Consider the following 19,451-nt stretch of genomic DNA (forward strand, 5'->3'; position numbering starts at 1 on the left):
GCATAGTGGCGCCCCTTCCCCTCAAGCGACAATTACTTCTTGCCGCCCCATCGCTCGGGATAGCCCGGCAAGTCCTGGCAACCGCAAAGGCTGTAATGCAGTGGCGGCATGCTCTCGTCGATATATTTTGCAAGCGTATCCTGGGTGATCGCAGGCTGCGGCAGCACCCATTCCGGACCCGGTACCTTCTTGCCGTCCAGCACGTCGAGCGCGGCGATCACGGCAGTCCGCCATTGGTAAGTCGGATAGGAAGGCCCAATGGCGGTCAGCTTGTCGGACTGCCATTTGCGCAGGAAGTCCTGTTGGTCTTCGCCGCTGATAACGGGATAGGGTAGACCGGCATCTTCAAAAGCTTCAAGCGCCGCTGTCGCCGTGTCGCCGGCATCCATCCAGATGGCGTCGATCTTTTCACCGCGGTTGATGTAATCCTCAACCACGGCTTTCGTTTTCGCGCCGTCGCTTCCGGTAAACTCCGAACCGATGACCTTGAGACCAGCCTCATCGAAAATATTCTTCGCCGCCGAATAGCGCGTTTCGAGAACATCGACGCCCGGCACGATGCGCAGCGCCAGAACTGTGTCACCCTTTTTCAGCTTGCTGGCAATGAACTCGCCGGAGGTAATACCGAAGCCGTAACCGCCCACAGGGTGGATATAGGTGACCGGGCAAGACGTGTTGACGCCACGGTCGAACACGATGACCGGGAGCTTGGCGCAAGCGGCTTCGACGGCAGGCGTCAGCGCTGCAGTGGTGTTTGGCGAGACGATGAGCGCATCGCACTTTCCGCCACTAACCAGCGCTTCGATATCGGAGATCTGTTTATCATCTTTGCCTTCGGCATCGACAATGACCATATCCTGAAGCCGATCCTTGTGCAGTTCAGCCTCTGCCTTCAGGTTGTTCAAACCGACGACGCGCCAGGGGTTGAAGACACCGGCATTGGAGAAGCAGAGCGTAACCTTGCCGTCTTTCTTGTACTTGGCGGTATCTACCATGCCGTCGCCAAGATGCTGTTCCCAGGGCTTGCCTTCAGGCCCCTGCGGCTTCATCGAAAGCTGTTCACGCTGCTTTTTGAATTCGGCAGGGTCGTTGAAATTCTGCGCCATTGCCTGCCCGGCAAATGTCAGCGCAACCGTCGTCGCCAGTAATGTCCTCAATGTCATGCCTTCCTCCTCCAGAATGCCGGCTTCGCCAGCGGTTGATTTCATTAAGCGGTTTCAAGTCCGCTTTCGGGTGCGCCACATGCTGACGCCGACAGCAGCGATCAGGATCACGCCTTGGATACTGTCGCGCAGGGCCTGCGGCAGACCGAGCAGGTTGAGCAGTGTGAACAGGGCAAAGAGGCTCAGCGCACCGAAGACCGCGCTCCAGATCGAGCCACGTCCCCCGAGCAACTGCGCGCCGCCGATGACGCAAGCCGCAATAGCCTGCAATTCCAGCCCCTCCCCCGCATTGACCGAAACGCCGGAAAATCCGCCAAGTAGAATTCCAGCGGTGACAGCCGAGATCGCCGAGACGACGAAAGCGAGGATGCGGATGGCTGCAACCGGCGTGCCCGCCACTTCGGCTGCGCGCGGGTTGTCGCCTACAGCCAGCGCCCGCTTGCCGTAAACCGTGCCGTTCAGCCCAAACCAGGCGAGAGCGACGAAGGCTGCCAGGACCAGTGCCGCCAGCGGCAATGCGCCAATGAGCGGAACGTCGCGCCAGACAAGCCGGCCGAAATTGCGAAAATTCTCCGGCAGATCGCCGCGCGCAGCACCTCCCGACCAAGCAAGTGCCAGCCCGTTGACGAGCAACATCGTGCCAAGCGTGGTGATGATCGACGGCACTTTTAGGAAGGCGACCACCAGGCCATTTAAAAGCCCGACCGAAATGCCCATGACATAGAGCGCGCCGATCACCGCCCATGTCGCTTCCGGATCGCCATTGATCAGCATCGACGCGGCAAGCACCACGAGGGTGGCAACAGCGCCCATGGAGAGGTCGAACCCGCCTGTAAGAATGACGTAGAGCTGTCCGCAAGCCAGGATGACGAGCGGTGCGGCGCGCCGCAGGAAGTTCATGAATAGGCCGGGCTCCAGATAGCTCGGCTGGATAAAAGCGATTGCGGCGTAGAGGAGGATGAAGATTACCAGGCCGGCATTGATGACGATGGCGCGCGCACTGCGGATGGATGAAGCGGCTTGAGGTACTGTGGTCATGCGACATGCCCCTTGAAACGCACCGCGTGGACGGCAACGGCAGCGATCACGATGGCGCCGCGTAGCACCTGTTTCAAAAAGGCGTCGATACCCAGCATGTTGAAGGCCGCATCAAGACTGGCGAACAGCAGCACACCCGCCAGCGTACCGGCGACGCCGCCCTTGCCGCCCGCAAGCAACGTTCCGCCAATGACGGTGACTGCAATGGATTCGAGATCGTAGATACCGTCTCGGCCAATCCAGGGCGTTCCCGATTGCAGCCGGGCCGCCAGATAGAGACCCGCAATCCCGGCGCAAAGGCTGGCAACAACATGGGCCGATAGAATGACGCGCTCGGTGCGAATACCAGCAAGCCGTGCACCATCGACATTGCCACCGACTGCATAGATGCGCGCGCCAAACAGGGTGCGGTCGAGCGCGAAAGCCGCAAACATCGCTAATACGGCGAGCAGCAAAATCGAGTATGGAATGCCAAGGACGTTGCCATAGGCAAGCACCTGAAACTCCCTCGCGACCGCCCCTTGCAGCGATCCGAAGGACGCTGCAAGAACACCTTGGATGATCAGGCCCGTGCCAAGCGTGGCGATCAGCGGATTGATGCCGCCATAGGCAACCAGCACACCATTGACGATACCGACCGCCGCGCAAAGCGCGAGGCACAGCAGGATGGTGGGAATGATCATCGCCGGGTCGCTGTCCATGATGTGGGAAGCAAGGACGGCGACGGCGCTGATCAGTGCTGCAACCGAAAGATCGATCGACCCCACCAGGATCACGAACGTCTGGCCGATGGCGACGAGACCGAGCGCCACCATGCGCTGCAACAGACCCGTCACGCCTTGCGCGCTCAACTGTGCCGTCTCACCGGTTGCCAGGGCAACGACAATGAAGAAGACGATGGAAAGTCCGCCAAGAAGAAGTGCGATCGATGGACGAAAAACGGCAGATGACCGTTGAGAAGACAGGTTTGTCATGTAGTCACCTCCGCGTCACGTGGCCGCGAAACACCAAGTGCCAGATGCATGATGTCCTCTTCCGTCGCACCTCGCGCGACAGTGCCGGTCATCCGCCCCTGATGCATGACGAGGACGCGGTCCGAGATACCGATCAGTTCAGGCATGTCTGACGAGACGACCAGAATGCCCCGGCCGGAGTCGGCGAAATCGCGCATGGTTTGGTAGATCGCAGCCTTGGCGGCAATATCGATGCCGCGTGTCGGCTCGACGAAGATCAGGATATCGGACGCTTGTGCGAGCCAGCGCACGATAATGGCCTTCTGCTGATTGCCGCCGGACAGAGTACCGATCTCCTGACCGAAATCCGACGCACGAACGTCCATCGCACGAAGCCGCTCATCGATCGCATATTCGCCCAGAGCGCCGCTTCGAGGTCTGGAAAACAGTGCTGCCATGGAGCGTAGTGTCAGAAGTGCATTGTCGCGAACAGATTGACGCAGTGCCAGTCCCTCACGCTTTCGATCGCCTGGAAGGTAGCCAATGCCCGCTGCTATGCCCTGTCTTGGGGTGCGTAGCGTCACTTGGCGCTCGTGCAAAGTGACTGTGCCCTTTGTGAAGGGAGCGTCGCCGACGAGAGCCTGCGCCAACGCGCCCTTGCCCGAATCCTCTAGGCCCGCAACGCCGACGATCTCACCCTTGCTTACGGTAAAACCGATATCGATCAGGCTGCCATTGGCTGCTCCTTCCACCGCAAGCAGCACCTTTGAAGGCGTAGCATCTGGCGCTACCGGATAGAAATCGTTCAGATCGCGCCCGACCATGGCGCGGACGATTTCATTGATCGGCGCGGCATCGCGGCGTCGCGTCCATATCTTTTTGCCATCCTTCAGGATGGTGATGCGATCGGCAATCGCCGTCACCTCAGGCATGCGGTGGGAAATGTAAACGATCGCGACGCCCTGTCGCCTCAGAGTATTTACGAGTGCCAAAAGCGTACGGCTGTCGCGTTCATCCAAAGCGGCCGTCGGCTCGTCCATGACCAGAATGCGCGCATTCAGCAACAGCGCCTTGGCAATCTCGACCAGTTGCTGAAGAGCGATCGAAAGCGAAGAGACGACTGCTTGCGGGTCAATATCCGCACCGATGCGTTTGAGAAGGGCGGCCGCCCTCTTGCGCATTTCCGCCTTATCGAGGATGCCGCGCCTTGCAATCTCCCGCCCCATGAAGATGTTTTCCGTCACGGTGCGATGCGGCAAGAGGCTCAGTTCCTGATGAATGATGGCGATCCCGGCTTCCGTCGCCTGCCGCGGGTGTGTGAAGTGCACTTCGCGGCCATCCAGTTGAATGGTCCCTTCATCCGGTCGGTAGCTGCCGCCGAGGATTTTCATCAAGGTCGATTTCCCGGCACCATTCTCGCCGCAGATTGCGTGGACCTCACCGGCCACGCAGTCGAAATCGACGGCATCCAGCGCGCGAACGCCGGGAAACGTCTTGCTGATGCCGCTCATGCTGAGTGCCGAGGAAACCGTCATGACAACCGCTCTCCTGCCGCATCCCATTCCCGGCGAATGAAGGAGATGCTGTCGGAAAAAAGACGATCCAGATCTTCAAACAGATCGCGCCAGACACGGGTCGCACCTGCAAGTTCCGGAAGGGCGCGACCGAAGGACTCGACCGTCAACCAGCCATCATATCCGCAGCGACGGAGCGCATCGAAATGGGCGGCAAACGGCACGTGTCCGGAACCCGGCACGCCACGATCATTCTCCGATATGTGGAAGTGATTGATCTCCGCTGAATAGCGTTCATAGGTCGCTGGCGGGTTCTTTTCCTCGATATTGGCATGGAACGTATCGAACATATAGCCGTAATTGGGATGATTGACTGCGCGATAGATCGCCGACGCCTCGGCCATGGTCGACATGACGTAGCATTCGAAGCGATTAACGGCCTCCGCAGCGATGCGAATTCCGGCCGGAGCGGCATAATCTGCAAGGGCGTACATCGCCTCGACGCAACGCTCGAACTCCGTCTTTGTCGGCCCGAAGCCGGTAAAAACTCCAACGGGCGAATGGACGGGACCCGCAATGATCTCGCCACCCATTGCCGCCGTACAATCCACGATCCAGCGGTGATGGTCGCGCGCCTTGGCGCGTGTGGCGGGATCGGGGCTGACGGGATTTGCGTCCGACGTCGCGACAGCAGCCGTGCCCGCCGTCAGACCAATCTCTGAAAGCAACCTGCCAAGCTCTGCATACTGTTTCGTCGTGCCTGAAAAGACAGGAATTTCCACGGCGTCGTAACCAAGCGCCTTAAGCCTCTCCAATTGGCGGGCATGTTGCGGGCCGATCTCCGCATCGATGACTAGCAGGTTAAAAGCGACTTTCACGTGTGTCCTCCTCTTCGCCACCCGACCGGCTCCCCCTGATCGTGATGGCGAGATGACAATTGCATGCTTGACTTGCGACCGCTTGCGGATGACAACACTGGTAAATATTGCAAGTCATTTTGTGTTGGGAGGCGCGAAGTGAATAGACACGTAGCCATATCTGCGTCCGGTCAAAAGCCGTCGGTTTTTCGCCAGCCTGACTCAATGATGTATGCCGACAACTGCAAGGATTTGCAGGCCGCGGCGCGCCGCGGCGATGTCGAGCTTAACGCATGGACACGCGGCAATTACCCTGGGATTTCACTCGGTGAACGGCTTCCTGGAATCCGGACCGTCGGGTTCTGGGATGCGCGTCATGGCCAATCCTGGGGGCTTGGCCGTCATTGCAATGAGGGCTTCAAGATTGCCTATCTCGCCCGCGGCAGTCTCGACCTCGTTGTCGATGATCAGTATTATGCGCTGAAACAGGGCCAGTTCATCGTCATACGCCCCTGGCAATTGCATTCGATCGGTAACCCGCATGTCGGCCCAAGCCGCCTACTGTGGATCATTCTCGACCCCGGCCTGCGCCGGCCAAGCGAAACACCCGACTGGCCGTCCTGGCTGATGTTCTCCAGGCAAGAAGCGCAGACGCTCGGCAATATCCTGACACAAAACAATCAGCCTGTCTGGGATGGCGGTGGCGAGCTGTGCAGGGCGTTCGAAGCCATCCCCTCCATCCTCCTCGACCGCAGCCCGGAAGATGGCGAAACACGCCTAAAGGTGGCCATCAACGCCATGATGCTGAGCCTCATCGACCGGATGAGCGAGCAAGCGCCCGCCCTTGATCCGGATCTCTCGACATCTCAGCACACGGTCGCAATCTTCCTGCGTCGGCTCGTCCACGCGCTGGATGAAGATTGGTCGCTCGAAGGCATGGCGGAGGAATGCGGTCTGTCACGCACTCGATTTTCTGACTACTGCAAGAAATTGACCAACATGGCACCGCGCCAGTATCTGCAGCATCTACGCCTGGAACAAGCCTCTCGCCTGCTCCAGAACCCCGGCACGAACAGCGTGACCGACATTGCTTTAAGTTGTGGCTTCAACTCCAGCCAGTATTTCTCCAACGCATACAAGAAGCGCTTCGGCCATTCGCCAAGTCGCTGTAGACCGGTGTGACCTCGCCATCATCGCCAGTCCAGTCGCACCTGCGTTTGCGGGTCAAAGAGGTTGACGCTCGCAACATCGACGGAAAAGCGGATGTGGTCTCCGCGTTTTCCTGAGAATCGCGGTTCTACGCGCGCAACGATCGTCTGATCGCCAATAAAGGCAGTGAGCATCGTGTCAGGCCCTGTCGGCTCCACCACGTCGATCTTGCCCGAGAACGGCGCTAACTGGTCACCACGCGCAATCTTTAACTCTTCCGGGCGCACACCGAGGATTACCTCTTGCTCGGACCAGTGGCTACCAGTAGCACCCAAATCGAGGGAGACGCCTTGCGCCTCGAACCGCCAGGCTGAGCCATGCTTTGCCAAGCGACCGTTGATAAAGTTCATGGCGGGCGAGCCGATGAAGCCTGCGACGAACATGTTGGCAGGACGCTCATAAATCGTGCGCGGGTCGGCCAGTTGCTGAATGCGACCACCTTTCATAACCGCGACCTTCGTCGCAAGCGTCATGGCTTCGATCTGATCGTGGGTCACGTAGACGATACTCGTGCCCAAGCGCTCGTGTAGCCGTTTGATTTCGGTTCTCATCTCAACCCTGAGCTTCGCGTCTAGGTTGGAGAGCGGTTCATCGAACAGAAACAATTCCGGATCGCGGACGATAGCGCGGCCCATGGCCACACGTTGACGCTGGCCACCCGATAGATTGGCGGGCTTGCGGTCCAGAAGGTGATCGACCTGCAGCATCTCCGCCGCACGCATCACGGCTTCACGGCGCTGATCGGCAGGTGTGCCACGCATCTCGAGACCGAAGCCGATGTTTCGCTCGACCGACATCGTGGGGTAGAGCGCATAGGACTGGAAGACCATAGCGATGTTGCGATCCTTGGGGGGTAGGTCGGACACCGATTGCCCGCCGATCGCGATCTCCCCGCTCGACGTTTCATCAAGCCCGGCGATAATGTTGAGCAAGGTGGACTTGCCGCAGCCCGATGGGCCGAGAAGAACCAGGAAACCGCCGTCCTCGAGTTCGATATCGATGCCATGCAGAACTTCAAGCGCGCCATAGGATTTGCGGACATTGGTGAGGGAAAGTGTTGCCATGAAACTGTTCCTTTAGCCCTTGATGGCCCCGGCCGTGAGGCCCTGCACCATGGCGCGCTGAACGATTGCAAAGAGGAGCATGACGGGAAGAATGCTGAGAATGCCGCCGGCGGCCAGAACGCCCCAGGGCAACTGGAATTCCCCGACCATCAATTGCAGGCCGACAGGCCAGGTTCGAGATCCCTGCCCCGTAGTGAGCATGAGCGCGAAGATGAATTCGTTCCACGCAGCGATGGCGATGAAGACTGAACTTGCCACAAGACCGTTTCGCGCCAGCGGCAGAACGATGCGTACCATGGCGCCAAGACGCGTCGATCCGTCGATACGTGCGGCGCTTTCAAGTTCCTTGGGCGCGGCATCGAAGAAGCCCTTCAGCATCCAGACGAACAGCGGCAGCAGGAAGCTCGTATATGCCAGCGCAAGGCCAAACCTGCTGTCGACGAGCCCCACAGTCCTCATCATCACGTAAAGCGGAATGATCATCATCACGGCCGGGAACATGCGGATCAGCAGATAACCCAGCATGATGTTGTTGCGTCCGCGAAAGGTGAGACGGGCGAAAGCATAGGCCGCAAGCGTGCCAGCTGCGACGCAAATTGCAACCGTGATGGTCGTCACGATCAGGCTGTTGGTGATCAGCACTGGAAAATTCGATTGGGTCCAGATCGCCACGTAGTTTTCGAAGGTGACATGCCGGGGAATATACTGCATCTCGGAGGTAACGATATCAGCCTCCGGCTTCAGAGATGTCAGAAACATCCAGACCATTGGTCCAAGACAAAACCCAGACAAGGTGAAGAGCACCACATAGGTCAGGATGTCGCCAGCCGTGCGCCTTTGGCGTTTGCTTCTAAACATGGCTCATTCCTTCGTGATGCGCGCAAGGCGGATGTAAATCGTGGCAAAGACCATGAGGATGAAGAACATCACGACAGACAGAGCGCCTGCATAGCCAAAATTGAAATCGCGATACGCCGTCTGGAAGGCGTAGAGCGAAAGAACTTGGGTGGAGTTGCCAGGCCCTCCGCCTGTCAGAACCAGCAGAAGATCGGGCGAATTGACGAGGCTGATCACACGCAGGATCACGGCGGCGGTGATGACAGTCTTCAACATCGGCACGGTGATCAGTCTGAACTTGGTGAAAGCACCTGCGCCATCAACTGCGGCCGCCTTGTACAAGTCTTCCGGAATGCCTTTGAGCCCGGCGAGAAAGAGAAGCGCAAAGAACGGAAAGCCGTGCCACGCCTCGACGAGGATTGTCGCCGCAAGAGCCGTATTCGGATCCGCAAACCACGCCTTGTAGCTGCTGAGAATGCCCAGCCGGACCAGAATGTCGTTGATGACGCCAAGCCGCGGATCAAGAAGCAGTGCCCACATATGTCCGGCAACAACATTCGGGAGGAAATAGGGAAGGAGAATAAGAACACCGAAAATCTTCGTTCCCGGCAAATTGCGGTTCAGCGCAATCGCAGCAATGAAGCCCAATGCCATCTCGATTGTCACGGCCGCGATCACCCAGATCGCCGTATTCTTGAGCGAAATCCAGAAGACACGGTCCGACATCATCGCAGCATAGTGCTTCATACCGACCCAGCCGTTCAGCCCTGGTCGTGTCAGCCGCATCTCACGCACACTGATGAAGAAGCCATAGATCGTCGGATAAGCGACGACGAGAAATAGCAAGAGAAGGCTCGGCAGAAGAAGGAGATACACCCAATACCGTGTCTCAGAAATTTCTCCGAGGCTGCTGAAAAGCGGGCGTCTAGAATGTGAGGTCATGGAAACGCGGCATAAACACCGTCCCTGCTTTGGCAGGCGCGGCACGCTTGAACGCACCGCGCTTTATAAAGCGTGTCGCGATCTTTCACAGTCGCTCCTGACGCTTTCGCTCTTTGTTTAATCGCAACCGCCGAACACTGTTGCGCGGACCATGCTTCTGGTTATCAGCGAAGGGCCGTCTCAAGACCTTCGATCATGCGATCGACAGCCTGTTCGGGAGTCAATTGTCCCGTGAGAACCGCTTGGAACGTCGGATTGACCACGTTCTCGGACCATCCGGCTGCACCCACGAAACTGTTGGGCAGACGGCCGAACTCAAGCGTCTCGGTTGCTGCCGCGTAGATCGGATTGCCCGTTATCCGTTCATCTTTTAACGCCGCTGTGGAAGCGGGGAAATATCCGGTTGCTTCGAGAAGGGCGATCGCAGCGTCGGCCTGGCCCCAGAAGCTGATCCATTTCCAAGCGGCCTCGATATTGTCTTCTTTAAAAATGCCATTACCAGCATAGGCAACGCGCGCGATATGCGCCTTCGGCCCGGCTGGCATGGGCGCTGTGCTGAACTGGACACCGGGTTGGAGGGCTGTCGAGATCTCGATCAGCGAGCCTGTATGATGCCAGATCATTGCCGTCTGGCCAGTTCTGAAACCTTCCATGATCTGGCGGTAGCTATCGTTCGGCGCACTCGGCGGGGCCACTTTTTCCTTTCGGAAAAGATCGGCATAGAAGGTGATCGCCTCAACAGCCGCCGGCTTGTCGATGGCAGCCTGACCATTCTTGACGATGGGCGAGCCGAATGCCTCCATCACGTCGATGACATATTTGAACGCACCGGCACCGCCGCGCATGCCGAACGCGTATCGGTTCTTGGAAGGATCGGTCAACTTGCGGCTGACTGTCAGAAATTCTTCGAATGTCTTGGGAGGAGCCGCAATGCCCGCTTCCTCGAAATAGTCCTTGCGATAATACATCCAGTCAACGAAGGCATAAGCGGGCACCGCATAAATCGCACCCTCGTGCGACATGCCCGCCCAACGATTATCCGGGAGATTGGCTTTACCGTCCCACGCGTTGACGCGATCTGAAATATCGACGAGCGCACCCATCGCAGTCAGATCGGCAAAACGTTCGGCGATCACCATGCCAGTATCTGGGCGCCCACCGGCAACGACGGCTGAAGATACCTTCGCCATGTATTCGGAGTTGGGGATGTTTTCCTGTGTGACGGATATATCCGGATTGGCAGCCGCAAAGAGCTGAATGATTTTGGCGAGCCCCGCCATTTCCGACTGACTGGCAAAATGGTGCCAATAGCTGATGGACGTGGCGGCGTTGGCGCTACGCAGGCCTGCAGCCAAGGCCAGCGCCGCGCTGGCGGCCAAGAATTCGCGTTTGCTAAGTTGCATGAAAACCTCCCAAAAGATCAGACTCCCTTTCTGATCTATCAGTTGACCCTAGCACCCTTCCTCAAGGTAAGCAACAAGGCATCATTCGGACTCTCGTTATTTCGAAAAGGCAAATCAGACCAGTCCTAGGTTGCGCTGCATGGCAGCCTGGAAATGGGCATGCAGGGCCTTCTCCGCCGCATCTGGATTGCGCGTACTGCACGCCTCGAGAATATCGAGATGTTCTTTGACCGTCCGGGTCATAATCGGCGGCGTTACCTTTCGCTCCAGACGCAGCAATCTGAGATAATTGTGCATGCGTCGGTACGCGCTCTCGATCAATGGATTGCGTAACGCTTGAATGATTTGGCCGTGCAACTCCATTTCCAGCGCATCCATTTCCTGAAGCTGTTCCGGTCCGATTCCGTCGCGCTCGACACGCCGCAACAGCCTGGAGTGGCGCACTTCCAGCGCGTTCATGACGTTCTCATCCCCTTCCTCAGCAAAGACCCGCACAGCGGCACGTTCCACGATCAATCGGAACTGGTATGTCGACCGCGTCAACTCAAGTCCCGGGCGGATGAACTGGATGCCGGAGCGGGGATGGATAGTTAGAATTCCTTCGGTCTCCAGCACCCGCAGCGCGTCACGCAGCGGAGCGACCGGCACACCCACGATCCCACAGAGTTCGTTTTGCGAAATGAAGGCTCCCACCGGCACCTTCCGCTCGAATAGGCTTTCGAGAATACGTTCATAGGCCACATCGCTCAGGCGCGGGGCACCCGACGACACTGCATTCGAACTCTCACTTCTTCGCTCGAGCGTGTTTTTCATGATGACAAAAAATTTCCTTCTGATAGATCAGTAAGCATCATTAAACGATCAAAGAGCGTTCCATGTCTATTTCTCAATTTCGTATAACGCGATTTCAGTTTGCTCGCGACAGAGTAATTGGCGATAGCCAGGTTCGTGCTGACGACACCAATGTCGCTGCTCTGGAACTGGTGTCTGAGAGCGGCGAGATCGGGCTGGGATTTATTCAAACTCTGTTTCATCCGCTGCCCGATCAGGCGGAGATACAGGCGGTCTTCGAAAACGAAGTTTGGCCCACGATCAAAGATCAAAAAGCGATAGGCTTGGTGCATCGCGTCAACAGACCGCGCGGGGGAAACCAAAGAGCCTTCTCGCTGCCATTCCACGAGGCGCTACAAGTTGCCCTCTGGGATCTCGCAGCAAAAGAAGCCGGCCTGCCGTTACATAAACTACTTGGCAGCAAACGAGAGCGCGTTCGAGCCTATGCCAGCGGACTTGATTTCCACCTCAGCGATGAAGCCTTTTGCGCACTGTTCTCTTATGCGGCAAGCATTGGATACTCAGCCTTCAAGATCAAAGTCGGCCACTCTGACTTTCAGCGCGACCTGAGACGCTTGGACCTCTTGAAGCAGTCGGTACCTGCCGGATCGCTCGTCATGATCGACCCCAATGAAGCGTGGAATTCAAAAGAGGCGCTGGTCAAGTTAACCGCAATACGCGACGCGGGCCACGATCTTCTTTGGGTCGAAGACCCGATCTTGCGCCACGACTTCGAAGGGCTTCGCACGTTGCGCCACGCCGTCAACTGGACGCAAATCAATAGCGGTGAGTATCTGGACATGCCAGGAAAGCGCATCCTGCTTGAGAACCACGGCACCGACCTTTTGAATGTGCACGGTCAGGTGACGGACGTCATGCGCATCGGTTGGCTTGCTGCCGAAATGGGCATCCCCGTCAGCCTCGGCAACACCTTCCTGGAAGTCGGCATCCACATGGCCGCGGCCCTGCCTGAGGTTGAATGGCTGGAATACTCCTTCCAAAACTTCGATCATCTGGTCGAAACGCCGATCGAAATCCGCGACGGTTACGCCTACGCGCCCAATCGCCCCGGCCATGGTCTCGTTCTCTCGGAAGAAGCACGACGTGAATGGGCAAGACCTCTCCGCTTACCCAGATCGAAGCTCGGACCAGCACCGAAAAACCATCGTCTTCCCATCCCGCAAGACTAGCTGTGAGGCAAGGACAAACGTCATGAGCGGCGTGACGAGCGCCGCTATCATCCGACGACGCAAGGTGCCTCCTGCGCCAAATTGATAACGCGGTAATAAAGACGACTGATAGCCGAGGACTTCGCTTTGTTCGTAGAACTTGTGATCCACAAAGAACTATCGGTGTTATAGTAGGCAGAGCCCACACGAGGAAAACGCTATGTATCGCGATTTGCAAGGCTACTATCGACAGCAACCAGACCCACCCCCACGCAAGCCGCAGTACCGGCAGCTTTCCACGCGCGAGCAGAAGGTTTTGTTCTGGGTGCTAGTTTTCAACGCAGTTCTAGCGCTCGTCGCGCCGATCGGCGGCGCGACGGTAATTTCTGGTGTGCTAGCGCTGTTTTAGGGGTAAGTGCTAATAAAGCGTGTCGCGATCTCTCGAATTCGCGCGCAAGTATTAGGTCCTTATCATCGGACGTCGTCATCAAGACCGCTGCACACTTTTGCGCGACATGCGTTTCGGTCACGCGTTAACGGTGAAACGTCCGAAGGCGCCGCGGGCAAAGCACAGAGGGTCGCCTTCCCGATGGGCAGCGCGAAGCACGCGGCCAATGATGATCGAATGGTCGCCCGCGTCATGAACCGAAGCCTGGGCGCATTCGAAGCGGCTGAGGGTCCCTGGAATGATCGGGACGCCTTCTGAATTGCGTTCCCAATCCAGTTCTTCGAAACCACGCCCGCCGCGGGTGAAGCGCGAGCAAAGCGCATCCTGCTCCGCATCCAGAACATGGATGGCGAAATTCGTCGCGCCGACGAAAAGGTCGTGGCGGGTGGAGGTCTTGGCTGGAGACCAGAGCACCAGTGGCGGATCAAGCGAGACGGAGGAGAAGCTGTTGACCGTCATACCTGTCGGGCCGCCTGGCGTATTGGCGGTGACGACGGTCACGCCTGTAGGAAAATTTCCAAGCGCGTTGCGAAAGCTTCGCGATGTCGTCGCGTCGGGAACGAAGCGATGTTCATTCTGCACATTGAAGCTGCTCATCGATGTCATCAGGGCACCTCACGACCATTTGCCAGAGTGTAGAGTTCAAACCATGTCTGCCGATCCATCTCGACCTTGTTGGCCTGCGAGATGGTGGCGATACGCGCCAGATTGTTGGTTCCCATGACCGGCAGGATTTTTGCCGGGTGAGCCAAAAGCCACGCGACTGCAACAGCTGCCGCGTCCACGCCGTTCGCCTGTGCGATCCGCTCCAACGCGTCGGAGAGTGGGCCATCCTTGCCCATCAGCGATCCGCCACCGAGCGGCGACCAAGCCATCACCGGCAGAGTCCGCTCCTGAAGGTAGGCGAGATCGCCATTGGTAAAGGCGGAGGTTTCTGCAAGGCTGATCTCGATCTGGTTGGTTACCAGTTCTTCCGTCATGTTGGATTGCAGCAGCGAAAAATCCCAAGGTCGGAAGTTGGAGACGCCCACACTTCTAACCTTGCCGGACGCCACCAGCGCATCCAGCGTCTCGCCGGTCTCTTCCGGATCCAGCATCGGGTCGGGACGGTGGATCAGAAGTAGGTCGATCCGATCCGTGTTCATGTCGCGCAGCGCGGCTTCGACGGACTCATTGATGTGCTTTGCGCTCGTATCATAATGCTTGACACGGGCAGCCGAATGGCGGCCAGCCGGAGCCACAATGCCGCATTTCGTAACGATTTCGATCTTGTCGCGCAGCGAAGGCGCCTCGCGAAGGCCGCCACCAAGGATCGCCTCGGCGGTGTAACCGCCATAAATATCGGCCTGGTCCATAGTGGTGATGCCCTGCTCCAGGCATGCCTCGATCTTCGCCTGCACATGGCGCGGCGAGGTGTCGGCATCATCGCCGATCCGCCACATGCCGTAAACGATGCGGCTGAAGGAAAGCCCGGATGTAATATCGATGCGTTGCATTAGTGGCGCTCTCCATTGCCAAGAGGTGTTGCAGGAGTTTCTGCAGGAACCCGGCCGCGCGCATGCGGCAGCGAGCAGGTCTTCATCTGCGGCAGAACCTTACGACCAAAATGCTCGGCCTCGTCAAGGTGCGGATAACCGGAGAAGATGAAGGCACGGATGCCCATCTTCTGGTATTCTTCGAGCTTCGTCAGAACCTGATCTGTGGAACCGACGAGCGCCGCACCACATCCGGAACGCGCACGCCCAACACCTGTCCAGAGATTGGGCTCGGTGTAGCCGAACTGGTCAGCCTGTTCGCGCGCCTTTGCCTGGTGCGCGACACCAAGCGAGATGCTGTCATGTGCGCGGGCACGGATTTGACGACCATATTCGTCATCGAGTTTCGAAACGAGATGTTCGGCATATTCATGCGCTTCGGCTTCCGTGTCGCGAACAATCATGTGAACGCGTAGGCCGTAATCGAGGGTGCGGCCGTGGGCTTCAGCGCGCGCATGCACCGCGCGCATGCGCTCGGCCAATTGCTCCTTGACCTCTGGCCACATCAGATAAACGTCGCATTGCGCGCCGCAGAGTTCGAGCGCATCCGGCGAGTACCCGCCAAAATAAAGCAGTGGTCCGCCATTTTGCTGATAAGGCCGGGCCGGTTCGGTCGTGACATTCTTGAACTGGTAGATTTCGCCCTCGTGATTGATCTCATCGCGCGTCCACGCCTGACGCAAGATTTCAACCACCTCGTGGCTGCGCTTGTAGCGATAGGCACTGTCAGCAACTTCGCCCGGAAAATCCGAACTGATGACGTTCAACGTCAAGCGACCTTTCAGCATGTGATCAAGCGTCGCGACGGTACGCGCCAGCATGATGGGCTGCATTTCACCACAGCGGATTGCAGCGAGGAAGTTGATATCCTGAGTGATCGGCGCACATCCAGCGACGAAGCTCAGCGTATCCTGACCGACCTGATAGGAAGACGGGCAAAGGATATTGCGAAACTTCAGCTCTTCAGCTTTCTTGACGATGGAGGAACAATGATCCCAGCTGGAGCGCAGGCTGCTATCCGGCACGCCGAGAAACTCATAGTCATCGGAGCATAGAGCCGAGAACCAGGATACCTCGGCAGCATCGAGGTCAGCTGAGGTTACGGGCACAACGGTCATAAAAATCCTCCCAAAATGTCCAATGCCTATTTGAATATCATCGGCCTTGATGTAAATCAATGATGTATCAATTTTTTATGCCGCGGGAGGAAAGGCGTTGAAAATGAAGGGTTCCAAGGGAAGTTTGCCCATGTATCTCCAGATCGCCGAGACATTGGTGCGCGATATTGCGGCGGGGAGATTGATCGATGGCGAGAAGCTACCTCCCGAGAGGGACATGGCCAAAGATCTTGGTATTGCTGTCGGCACTTTGCGCAAAACGCTGGCCGAACTGGAAAGCCGTGGTTTGCTTGAGCGCATTCAAGGGTCAGGCAATTACATCCGCGCCATCAATGATCCGCAAAGCGTTTATGCCCTATTCCGGCTGGAACTGATCGAGGGCGGCGGTCTGCCCACTGCTGAAATTTTGAGCGTCAGCCGCGAGACGAAAGACCCGAGCCTTCCCTCCTTTGGCACCTCGCCGGAAGGTCATCGCATTCGCCGCCTGAGACGGATTGGAGGTAAGGTCGCCGCCATCGAGGAGATCTGGCTCGATGGATCCTATATCGATTCGATCCTGGCGGAGGATCTATCCGAATCGCTCTACCTTTATTACCGCACGCGACTGAATCTTTGGATTGCCAAGGCGGAGGACTACATCGACCTGGGCTGCGTTCCTGATTGGACGCCGTCATCATTTCGCCCCTCGAGCGGCGAGCTTCTGCCGCATGTATTGCGTGTCAGCCACTCTCACGATGGGGACAAGGCAGAAGTCTCTCACACATGGTATGACCACACCGTGGCTCGGTACGTGAGCAGATTGCGGTAACTGCTTTAGTAAAGACCGATATGCCTACGCGGCCTTAGATCGGAGAAAATTATCTCGCAAAATCAATGAAACCGTGAACGAAACATCCGCCGTTGAATAAAATTGATACACCATTGATTTCTTTTTTTTCGAGGTTATGATTTTTGTCAAGGAACTCGTCGTCAATGACGAGCTTGGGAGGAATGAATGGCTTCGGTAAGCCTGCGCAAACTTGAAAAGAGCTATGGCTCGCTTCGCATCGTCAAAGGCATCGATCTCGAAATTGAAGACGGCGAGTTCGTGGTGTTCGTTGGCCCTTCCGGCTGCGGCAAGTCCACGACGCTTCGTATGGTGGCGGGACTTGAGACCATCAGCGGCGGTGAAATCCGCATTGGCAACACTGTGGTCAACAACCTGCCACCGCGCGGGCGCGACATCGCGATGGTGTTTCAGGACTACGCGCTTTACCCGCATAAGACCGTGCGCGAGAATATGGGCTTCAGCCTGAAGGTTCGCGGCGTCGCCTCGGACGACGCCAATCGGCGCATCAACGAGGTCGCGGAAATGCTTGGCATTGCCCATCTGCTCGACCGGCGTCCCGGCCAGCTTTCCGGCGGCCAGCGCCAGCGCGTGGCCATGGGACGGGCGATCGTTCGCCGACCGCAGGTTTTTCTTTTCGATGAGCCGCTATCAAATCTCGATGCCAAACTGCGTGGCCAGGTTCGCACCGAGATCAAGCGCCTGCATCAGCAGATCGGCACGACGATCATCTACGTTACTCACGACCAGGTGGAAGCGATGACGCTCGCCGACCGGATCGTCATTCTTAAAGGTGGCGAGATCGAGCAGGTCGGCACGCCCGACGAAGTGTACAACAAACCGCAAAGCGCGTTTGTCGGCGGATTTGTCGGTTCGCCAGCAATGAATTTTGCCCGCGCCCGCATATCGGGCGGCAAGGTGCTCTTCGGTAATGGCGACAGCCTTACTGGCAGCTGTCTCAATCTCGGGAAGGCAAGCGGCCTAGACGGACAGGAAATTTTGGTTGGAATCCGTCCAGAGCACTTTGGCGGCGTCGTAGATAGCGCCGCCGCCATGTCGGCAGAAGTTCAGGTCGTCGAGCCGCTGGGTTCTGACACGCTCGTCCACTTCAAGATCGGAGACGACATGCTGACGGCGCGTATGGCGCCGGATGCGCGACCGGCAGTCGGCGAGACAATCCGCATTGGTGTCGATCCATCGCGCATCCACCTGTTCGATGCACAAAGTCAGCGGGTCATCAATTAAAGCAGAACGGTAAAAAGCGTTCGCGCAGTCAAGGTTTAACGGGAGGATAAAATGAACATCAAGATTATCACGGGCGCACTTCTCGCGCTTGGTCTCACGACATCGCTGGCATCTGCCGCAGATCTCAAGGTCTACATCTCAAGCCAGCATCAACCGCAGGTCTGGCGCCTGGTGCTCGACAAGTTCGAGGCGGCCAACCCAGGGACGAAGGTCGCAATCGAAACGGGTGGCAACACATCCGAAGCGCAGGCGCAGTACCTCAACACCATCATGTCGGCCAAGGACCCGTCGCTTGACGTGCTGATCCTCGATGTCATTCGTCCGGCACAATTTGCCGCCGCGGGCTGGACCGTGCCCTTCGAGGGCAAGGACATGTCGTCCTATCTGCCGGCCTATGCCGAGGCCAATACCGTGAACGGCAAGGTCGTCGCGCTGCCAGCTTTCGCCGACTCCATGTTCCTCTATTATCGCAAGGACCTGCTGGACAAATACGGCATTGCCCCGCCCAAGACTTGGGATGAACTGACAGCAGCGGCCAAGAAAATCAAGGAAGGCGAGAACAACCCCGATCTCCAAGGCCTTTCCTTCCAAGGCAAGGCGATCGAGGGCGCTGTCTGCACCTTCCTTCTGCCCTATTGGAGTCAGGGCAAAAACCTTGTGGAGAACGGCAAGCTGACCTTCGACAAGACGGCAGCGGTCAACTCACTCAAGCTCTGGAAGAGTTTCGTCGATCAGGGTGTGGCGAAAAAGAACATCGCCGAAGTCGCGACGGACGACACCCGCAAGGAATTCCAGGCCGGTAACGTCGTCTTCGCCGTCAACTGGTCCTACGCCTGGGCACAGTCTCAGGGCAAGGATTCTGCCGTGGTCGGCAAGGTCGGCGTTGCTCGCCTTCCAGCTGTCGCCGGTGGCGAACAGGCCACCTGCCTTGGCGGCTGGGAATGGGGCGTTTCCGCCTATTCCAACCACAAGGATGAGGCGCAAAAGCTGGTTGAATACCTCTCCAGCCAGAACACCTCCACCTTCATGGCGGTCAATGGGTCGCTGCTGCCGACATACCCTGCTGCCTATAAGGACGAAGCCGTGCTGAAGGCGGCTCCCTGGTTTGCCGATGCACTGCAGGTGGTCGAAACGGCAAAGCCGCGCCCGGTGACCCCGCGCTACAATGAGGTCAGCGAGGTCATCCGTACGACGGTCAATGCCGTGCTTGCTGGCGTCACAACGCCGGAAGATGGCGCTGCGCAAATCGAAGCGCGCCTGAAGCGTATCATCCGTTAAGGTCTCGGGAGTGCCGCGCAG

Annotated in this window: 19 protein-coding genes; 6 read left to right on the forward strand and 13 right to left on the reverse strand. The window is 57.7% G+C overall.

Annotated features, from left to right (window positions below; genetic code table 11):
* Window positions 1-32: 32 nt before the first annotated feature.
* Genes WKI41_RS04060 through WKI41_RS04080 form a run of 5 tightly spaced genes read right to left on the reverse strand, consistent with a single transcriptional unit; the run spans window position 33 to window position 5,546 of the window.
* The gene (locus tag WKI41_RS04060; RefSeq protein WP_340192208.1) at window positions 33-1,163 is read right to left on the reverse strand and encodes a substrate-binding domain-containing protein; all 1,131 of its coding nucleotides are present in this window, start codon (window positions 1,161-1,163) and stop codon (window positions 33-35) included.
* A gap of 54 nt (window positions 1,164-1,217) precedes the next feature.
* Window positions 1,218-2,201: an ABC transporter permease gene (locus tag WKI41_RS04065; protein WP_340192209.1), complete on the reverse strand. Its 984-nt coding sequence runs from the start codon at window positions 2,199-2,201 to the stop codon at window positions 1,218-1,220.
* On the reverse strand, window positions 2,198-3,175 hold the full coding sequence (locus WKI41_RS04070; RefSeq protein ID WP_340192210.1) for an ABC transporter permease: 978 nt from the start codon (window positions 3,173-3,175) through the stop codon (window positions 2,198-2,200). The genes WKI41_RS04065 and WKI41_RS04070 overlap by 4 nt, the downstream gene beginning before the upstream one ends.
* The gene (locus WKI41_RS04075) at window positions 3,172-4,689 is read right to left on the reverse strand and encodes a sugar ABC transporter ATP-binding protein (protein ID WP_340192211.1); all 1,518 of its coding nucleotides are present in this window, start codon (window positions 4,687-4,689) and stop codon (window positions 3,172-3,174) included. The genes WKI41_RS04070 and WKI41_RS04075 overlap by 4 nt, the downstream gene beginning before the upstream one ends.
* Window positions 4,686-5,546: a sugar phosphate isomerase/epimerase family protein gene (locus WKI41_RS04080; RefSeq protein ID WP_340192212.1), complete on the reverse strand. Its 861-nt coding sequence runs from the start codon at window positions 5,544-5,546 to the stop codon at window positions 4,686-4,688. Before WKI41_RS04080 ends, WKI41_RS04075 begins: the two co-directional genes overlap by 4 nt.
* A gap of 138 nt (window positions 5,547-5,684) precedes the next feature.
* Here WKI41_RS04080 and WKI41_RS04085 point away from each other — a divergent pair, with 138 nt between their 5' ends.
* Window positions 5,685-6,707 (forward strand): helix-turn-helix domain-containing protein, encoded by a 1,023-nt coding sequence (locus WKI41_RS04085; RefSeq protein ID WP_340192213.1) that lies wholly within the window; start codon window positions 5,685-5,687, stop codon window positions 6,705-6,707.
* 8 nt (window positions 6,708-6,715) lie between these two features.
* Here WKI41_RS04085 and WKI41_RS04090 read toward each other — a convergent pair whose 3' ends face one another.
* The 5 genes from WKI41_RS04090 to WKI41_RS04110 form a co-directional block, all read right to left on the reverse strand.
* Complete coding sequence (locus WKI41_RS04090) at window positions 6,716-7,798, reverse strand: sn-glycerol-3-phosphate ABC transporter ATP-binding protein UgpC (protein ID WP_340192214.1); 1,083 nt, start codon at window positions 7,796-7,798, stop codon at window positions 6,716-6,718.
* A gap of 12 nt (window positions 7,799-7,810) precedes the next feature.
* Window positions 7,811-8,656: a carbohydrate ABC transporter permease gene (locus tag WKI41_RS04095; protein WP_340192215.1), complete on the reverse strand. Its 846-nt coding sequence runs from the start codon at window positions 8,654-8,656 to the stop codon at window positions 7,811-7,813.
* A gap of 3 nt (window positions 8,657-8,659) precedes the next feature.
* Window positions 8,660-9,481 carry a carbohydrate ABC transporter permease gene (locus WKI41_RS04100; RefSeq protein WP_340192216.1) on the reverse strand — a complete coding sequence of 274 codons (822 nt, stop codon included), beginning with the start codon at window positions 9,479-9,481 and terminating at the stop codon, window positions 8,660-8,662.
* A 260-nt stretch (window positions 9,482-9,741) separates the two neighbouring features.
* Window positions 9,742-10,980 carry an ABC transporter substrate-binding protein gene (locus tag WKI41_RS04105; protein ID WP_340192217.1) on the reverse strand — a complete coding sequence of 413 codons (1,239 nt, stop codon included), beginning with the start codon at window positions 10,978-10,980 and terminating at the stop codon, window positions 9,742-9,744.
* A 114-nt stretch (window positions 10,981-11,094) separates the two neighbouring features.
* On the reverse strand, window positions 11,095-11,793 hold the full coding sequence (locus WKI41_RS04110) for a GntR family transcriptional regulator (protein WP_340192218.1): 699 nt from the start codon (window positions 11,791-11,793) through the stop codon (window positions 11,095-11,097).
* 62 nt (window positions 11,794-11,855) lie between these two features.
* Between WKI41_RS04110 and WKI41_RS04115 the strand changes: the two genes are divergently transcribed.
* Together WKI41_RS04115 and WKI41_RS04120 are read left to right on the forward strand one after the other, a co-directional pair.
* A complete protein-coding gene (locus WKI41_RS04115) occupies window positions 11,856-13,001 on the forward strand; it encodes a mandelate racemase/muconate lactonizing enzyme family protein (protein WP_340192219.1) in 1,146 nt (381 codons plus the stop codon).
* Between the two features lie 199 nt (window positions 13,002-13,200).
* On the forward strand, window positions 13,201-13,389 hold the full coding sequence (locus tag WKI41_RS04120; RefSeq protein WP_340192220.1) for a hypothetical protein: 189 nt from the start codon (window positions 13,201-13,203) through the stop codon (window positions 13,387-13,389).
* 117 nt (window positions 13,390-13,506) lie between these two features.
* Here WKI41_RS04120 and WKI41_RS04125 read toward each other — a convergent pair whose 3' ends face one another.
* The 3 genes from WKI41_RS04125 to WKI41_RS04135 are packed head-to-tail and all read right to left on the reverse strand — an operon-like array spanning window position 13,507 to window position 16,081.
* Window positions 13,507-14,034, reverse strand: coding sequence for a flavin reductase family protein (locus WKI41_RS04125; protein ID WP_340192221.1), 528 nt, complete (start codon window positions 14,032-14,034; stop codon window positions 13,507-13,509).
* On the reverse strand, window positions 14,034-14,924 hold the full coding sequence (locus tag WKI41_RS04130) for an aldo/keto reductase (protein WP_340192222.1): 891 nt from the start codon (window positions 14,922-14,924) through the stop codon (window positions 14,034-14,036). The genes WKI41_RS04125 and WKI41_RS04130 overlap by 1 nt, the downstream gene beginning before the upstream one ends.
* Window positions 14,924-16,081 (reverse strand): LLM class flavin-dependent oxidoreductase, encoded by a 1,158-nt coding sequence (locus WKI41_RS04135; protein WP_340192223.1) that lies wholly within the window; start codon window positions 16,079-16,081, stop codon window positions 14,924-14,926. The genes WKI41_RS04130 and WKI41_RS04135 overlap by 1 nt, the downstream gene beginning before the upstream one ends.
* Window positions 16,082-16,184: 103 nt before the next feature.
* Here WKI41_RS04135 and WKI41_RS04140 point away from each other — a divergent pair, with 103 nt between their 5' ends.
* The 3 genes from WKI41_RS04140 to WKI41_RS04150 all read left to right on the forward strand — a co-directional run bounded on the left by WKI41_RS04140 (window position 16,185) and on the right by WKI41_RS04150 (window position 19,430).
* The gene (locus WKI41_RS04140; RefSeq protein ID WP_340192224.1) at window positions 16,185-16,889 is read left to right on the forward strand and encodes a GntR family transcriptional regulator; all 705 of its coding nucleotides are present in this window, start codon (window positions 16,185-16,187) and stop codon (window positions 16,887-16,889) included.
* A gap of 186 nt (window positions 16,890-17,075) precedes the next feature.
* Entirely contained in the window at window positions 17,076-18,152 is a 1,077-nt protein-coding gene (locus tag WKI41_RS04145; RefSeq protein ID WP_340192225.1) for a sn-glycerol-3-phosphate ABC transporter ATP-binding protein UgpC, read from the forward strand.
* Window positions 18,153-18,203: 51 nt separating this feature from the next.
* A complete protein-coding gene (locus tag WKI41_RS04150) occupies window positions 18,204-19,430 on the forward strand; it encodes an ABC transporter substrate-binding protein (protein ID WP_340192226.1) in 1,227 nt (408 codons plus the stop codon).
* Window positions 19,431-19,451: the final 21 nt, after the last annotated feature.

The organism is Agrobacterium larrymoorei (assembly GCF_037722385.1).
Classification (GTDB): domain Bacteria; phylum Pseudomonadota; class Alphaproteobacteria; order Rhizobiales; family Rhizobiaceae; genus Agrobacterium; species Agrobacterium larrymoorei_C.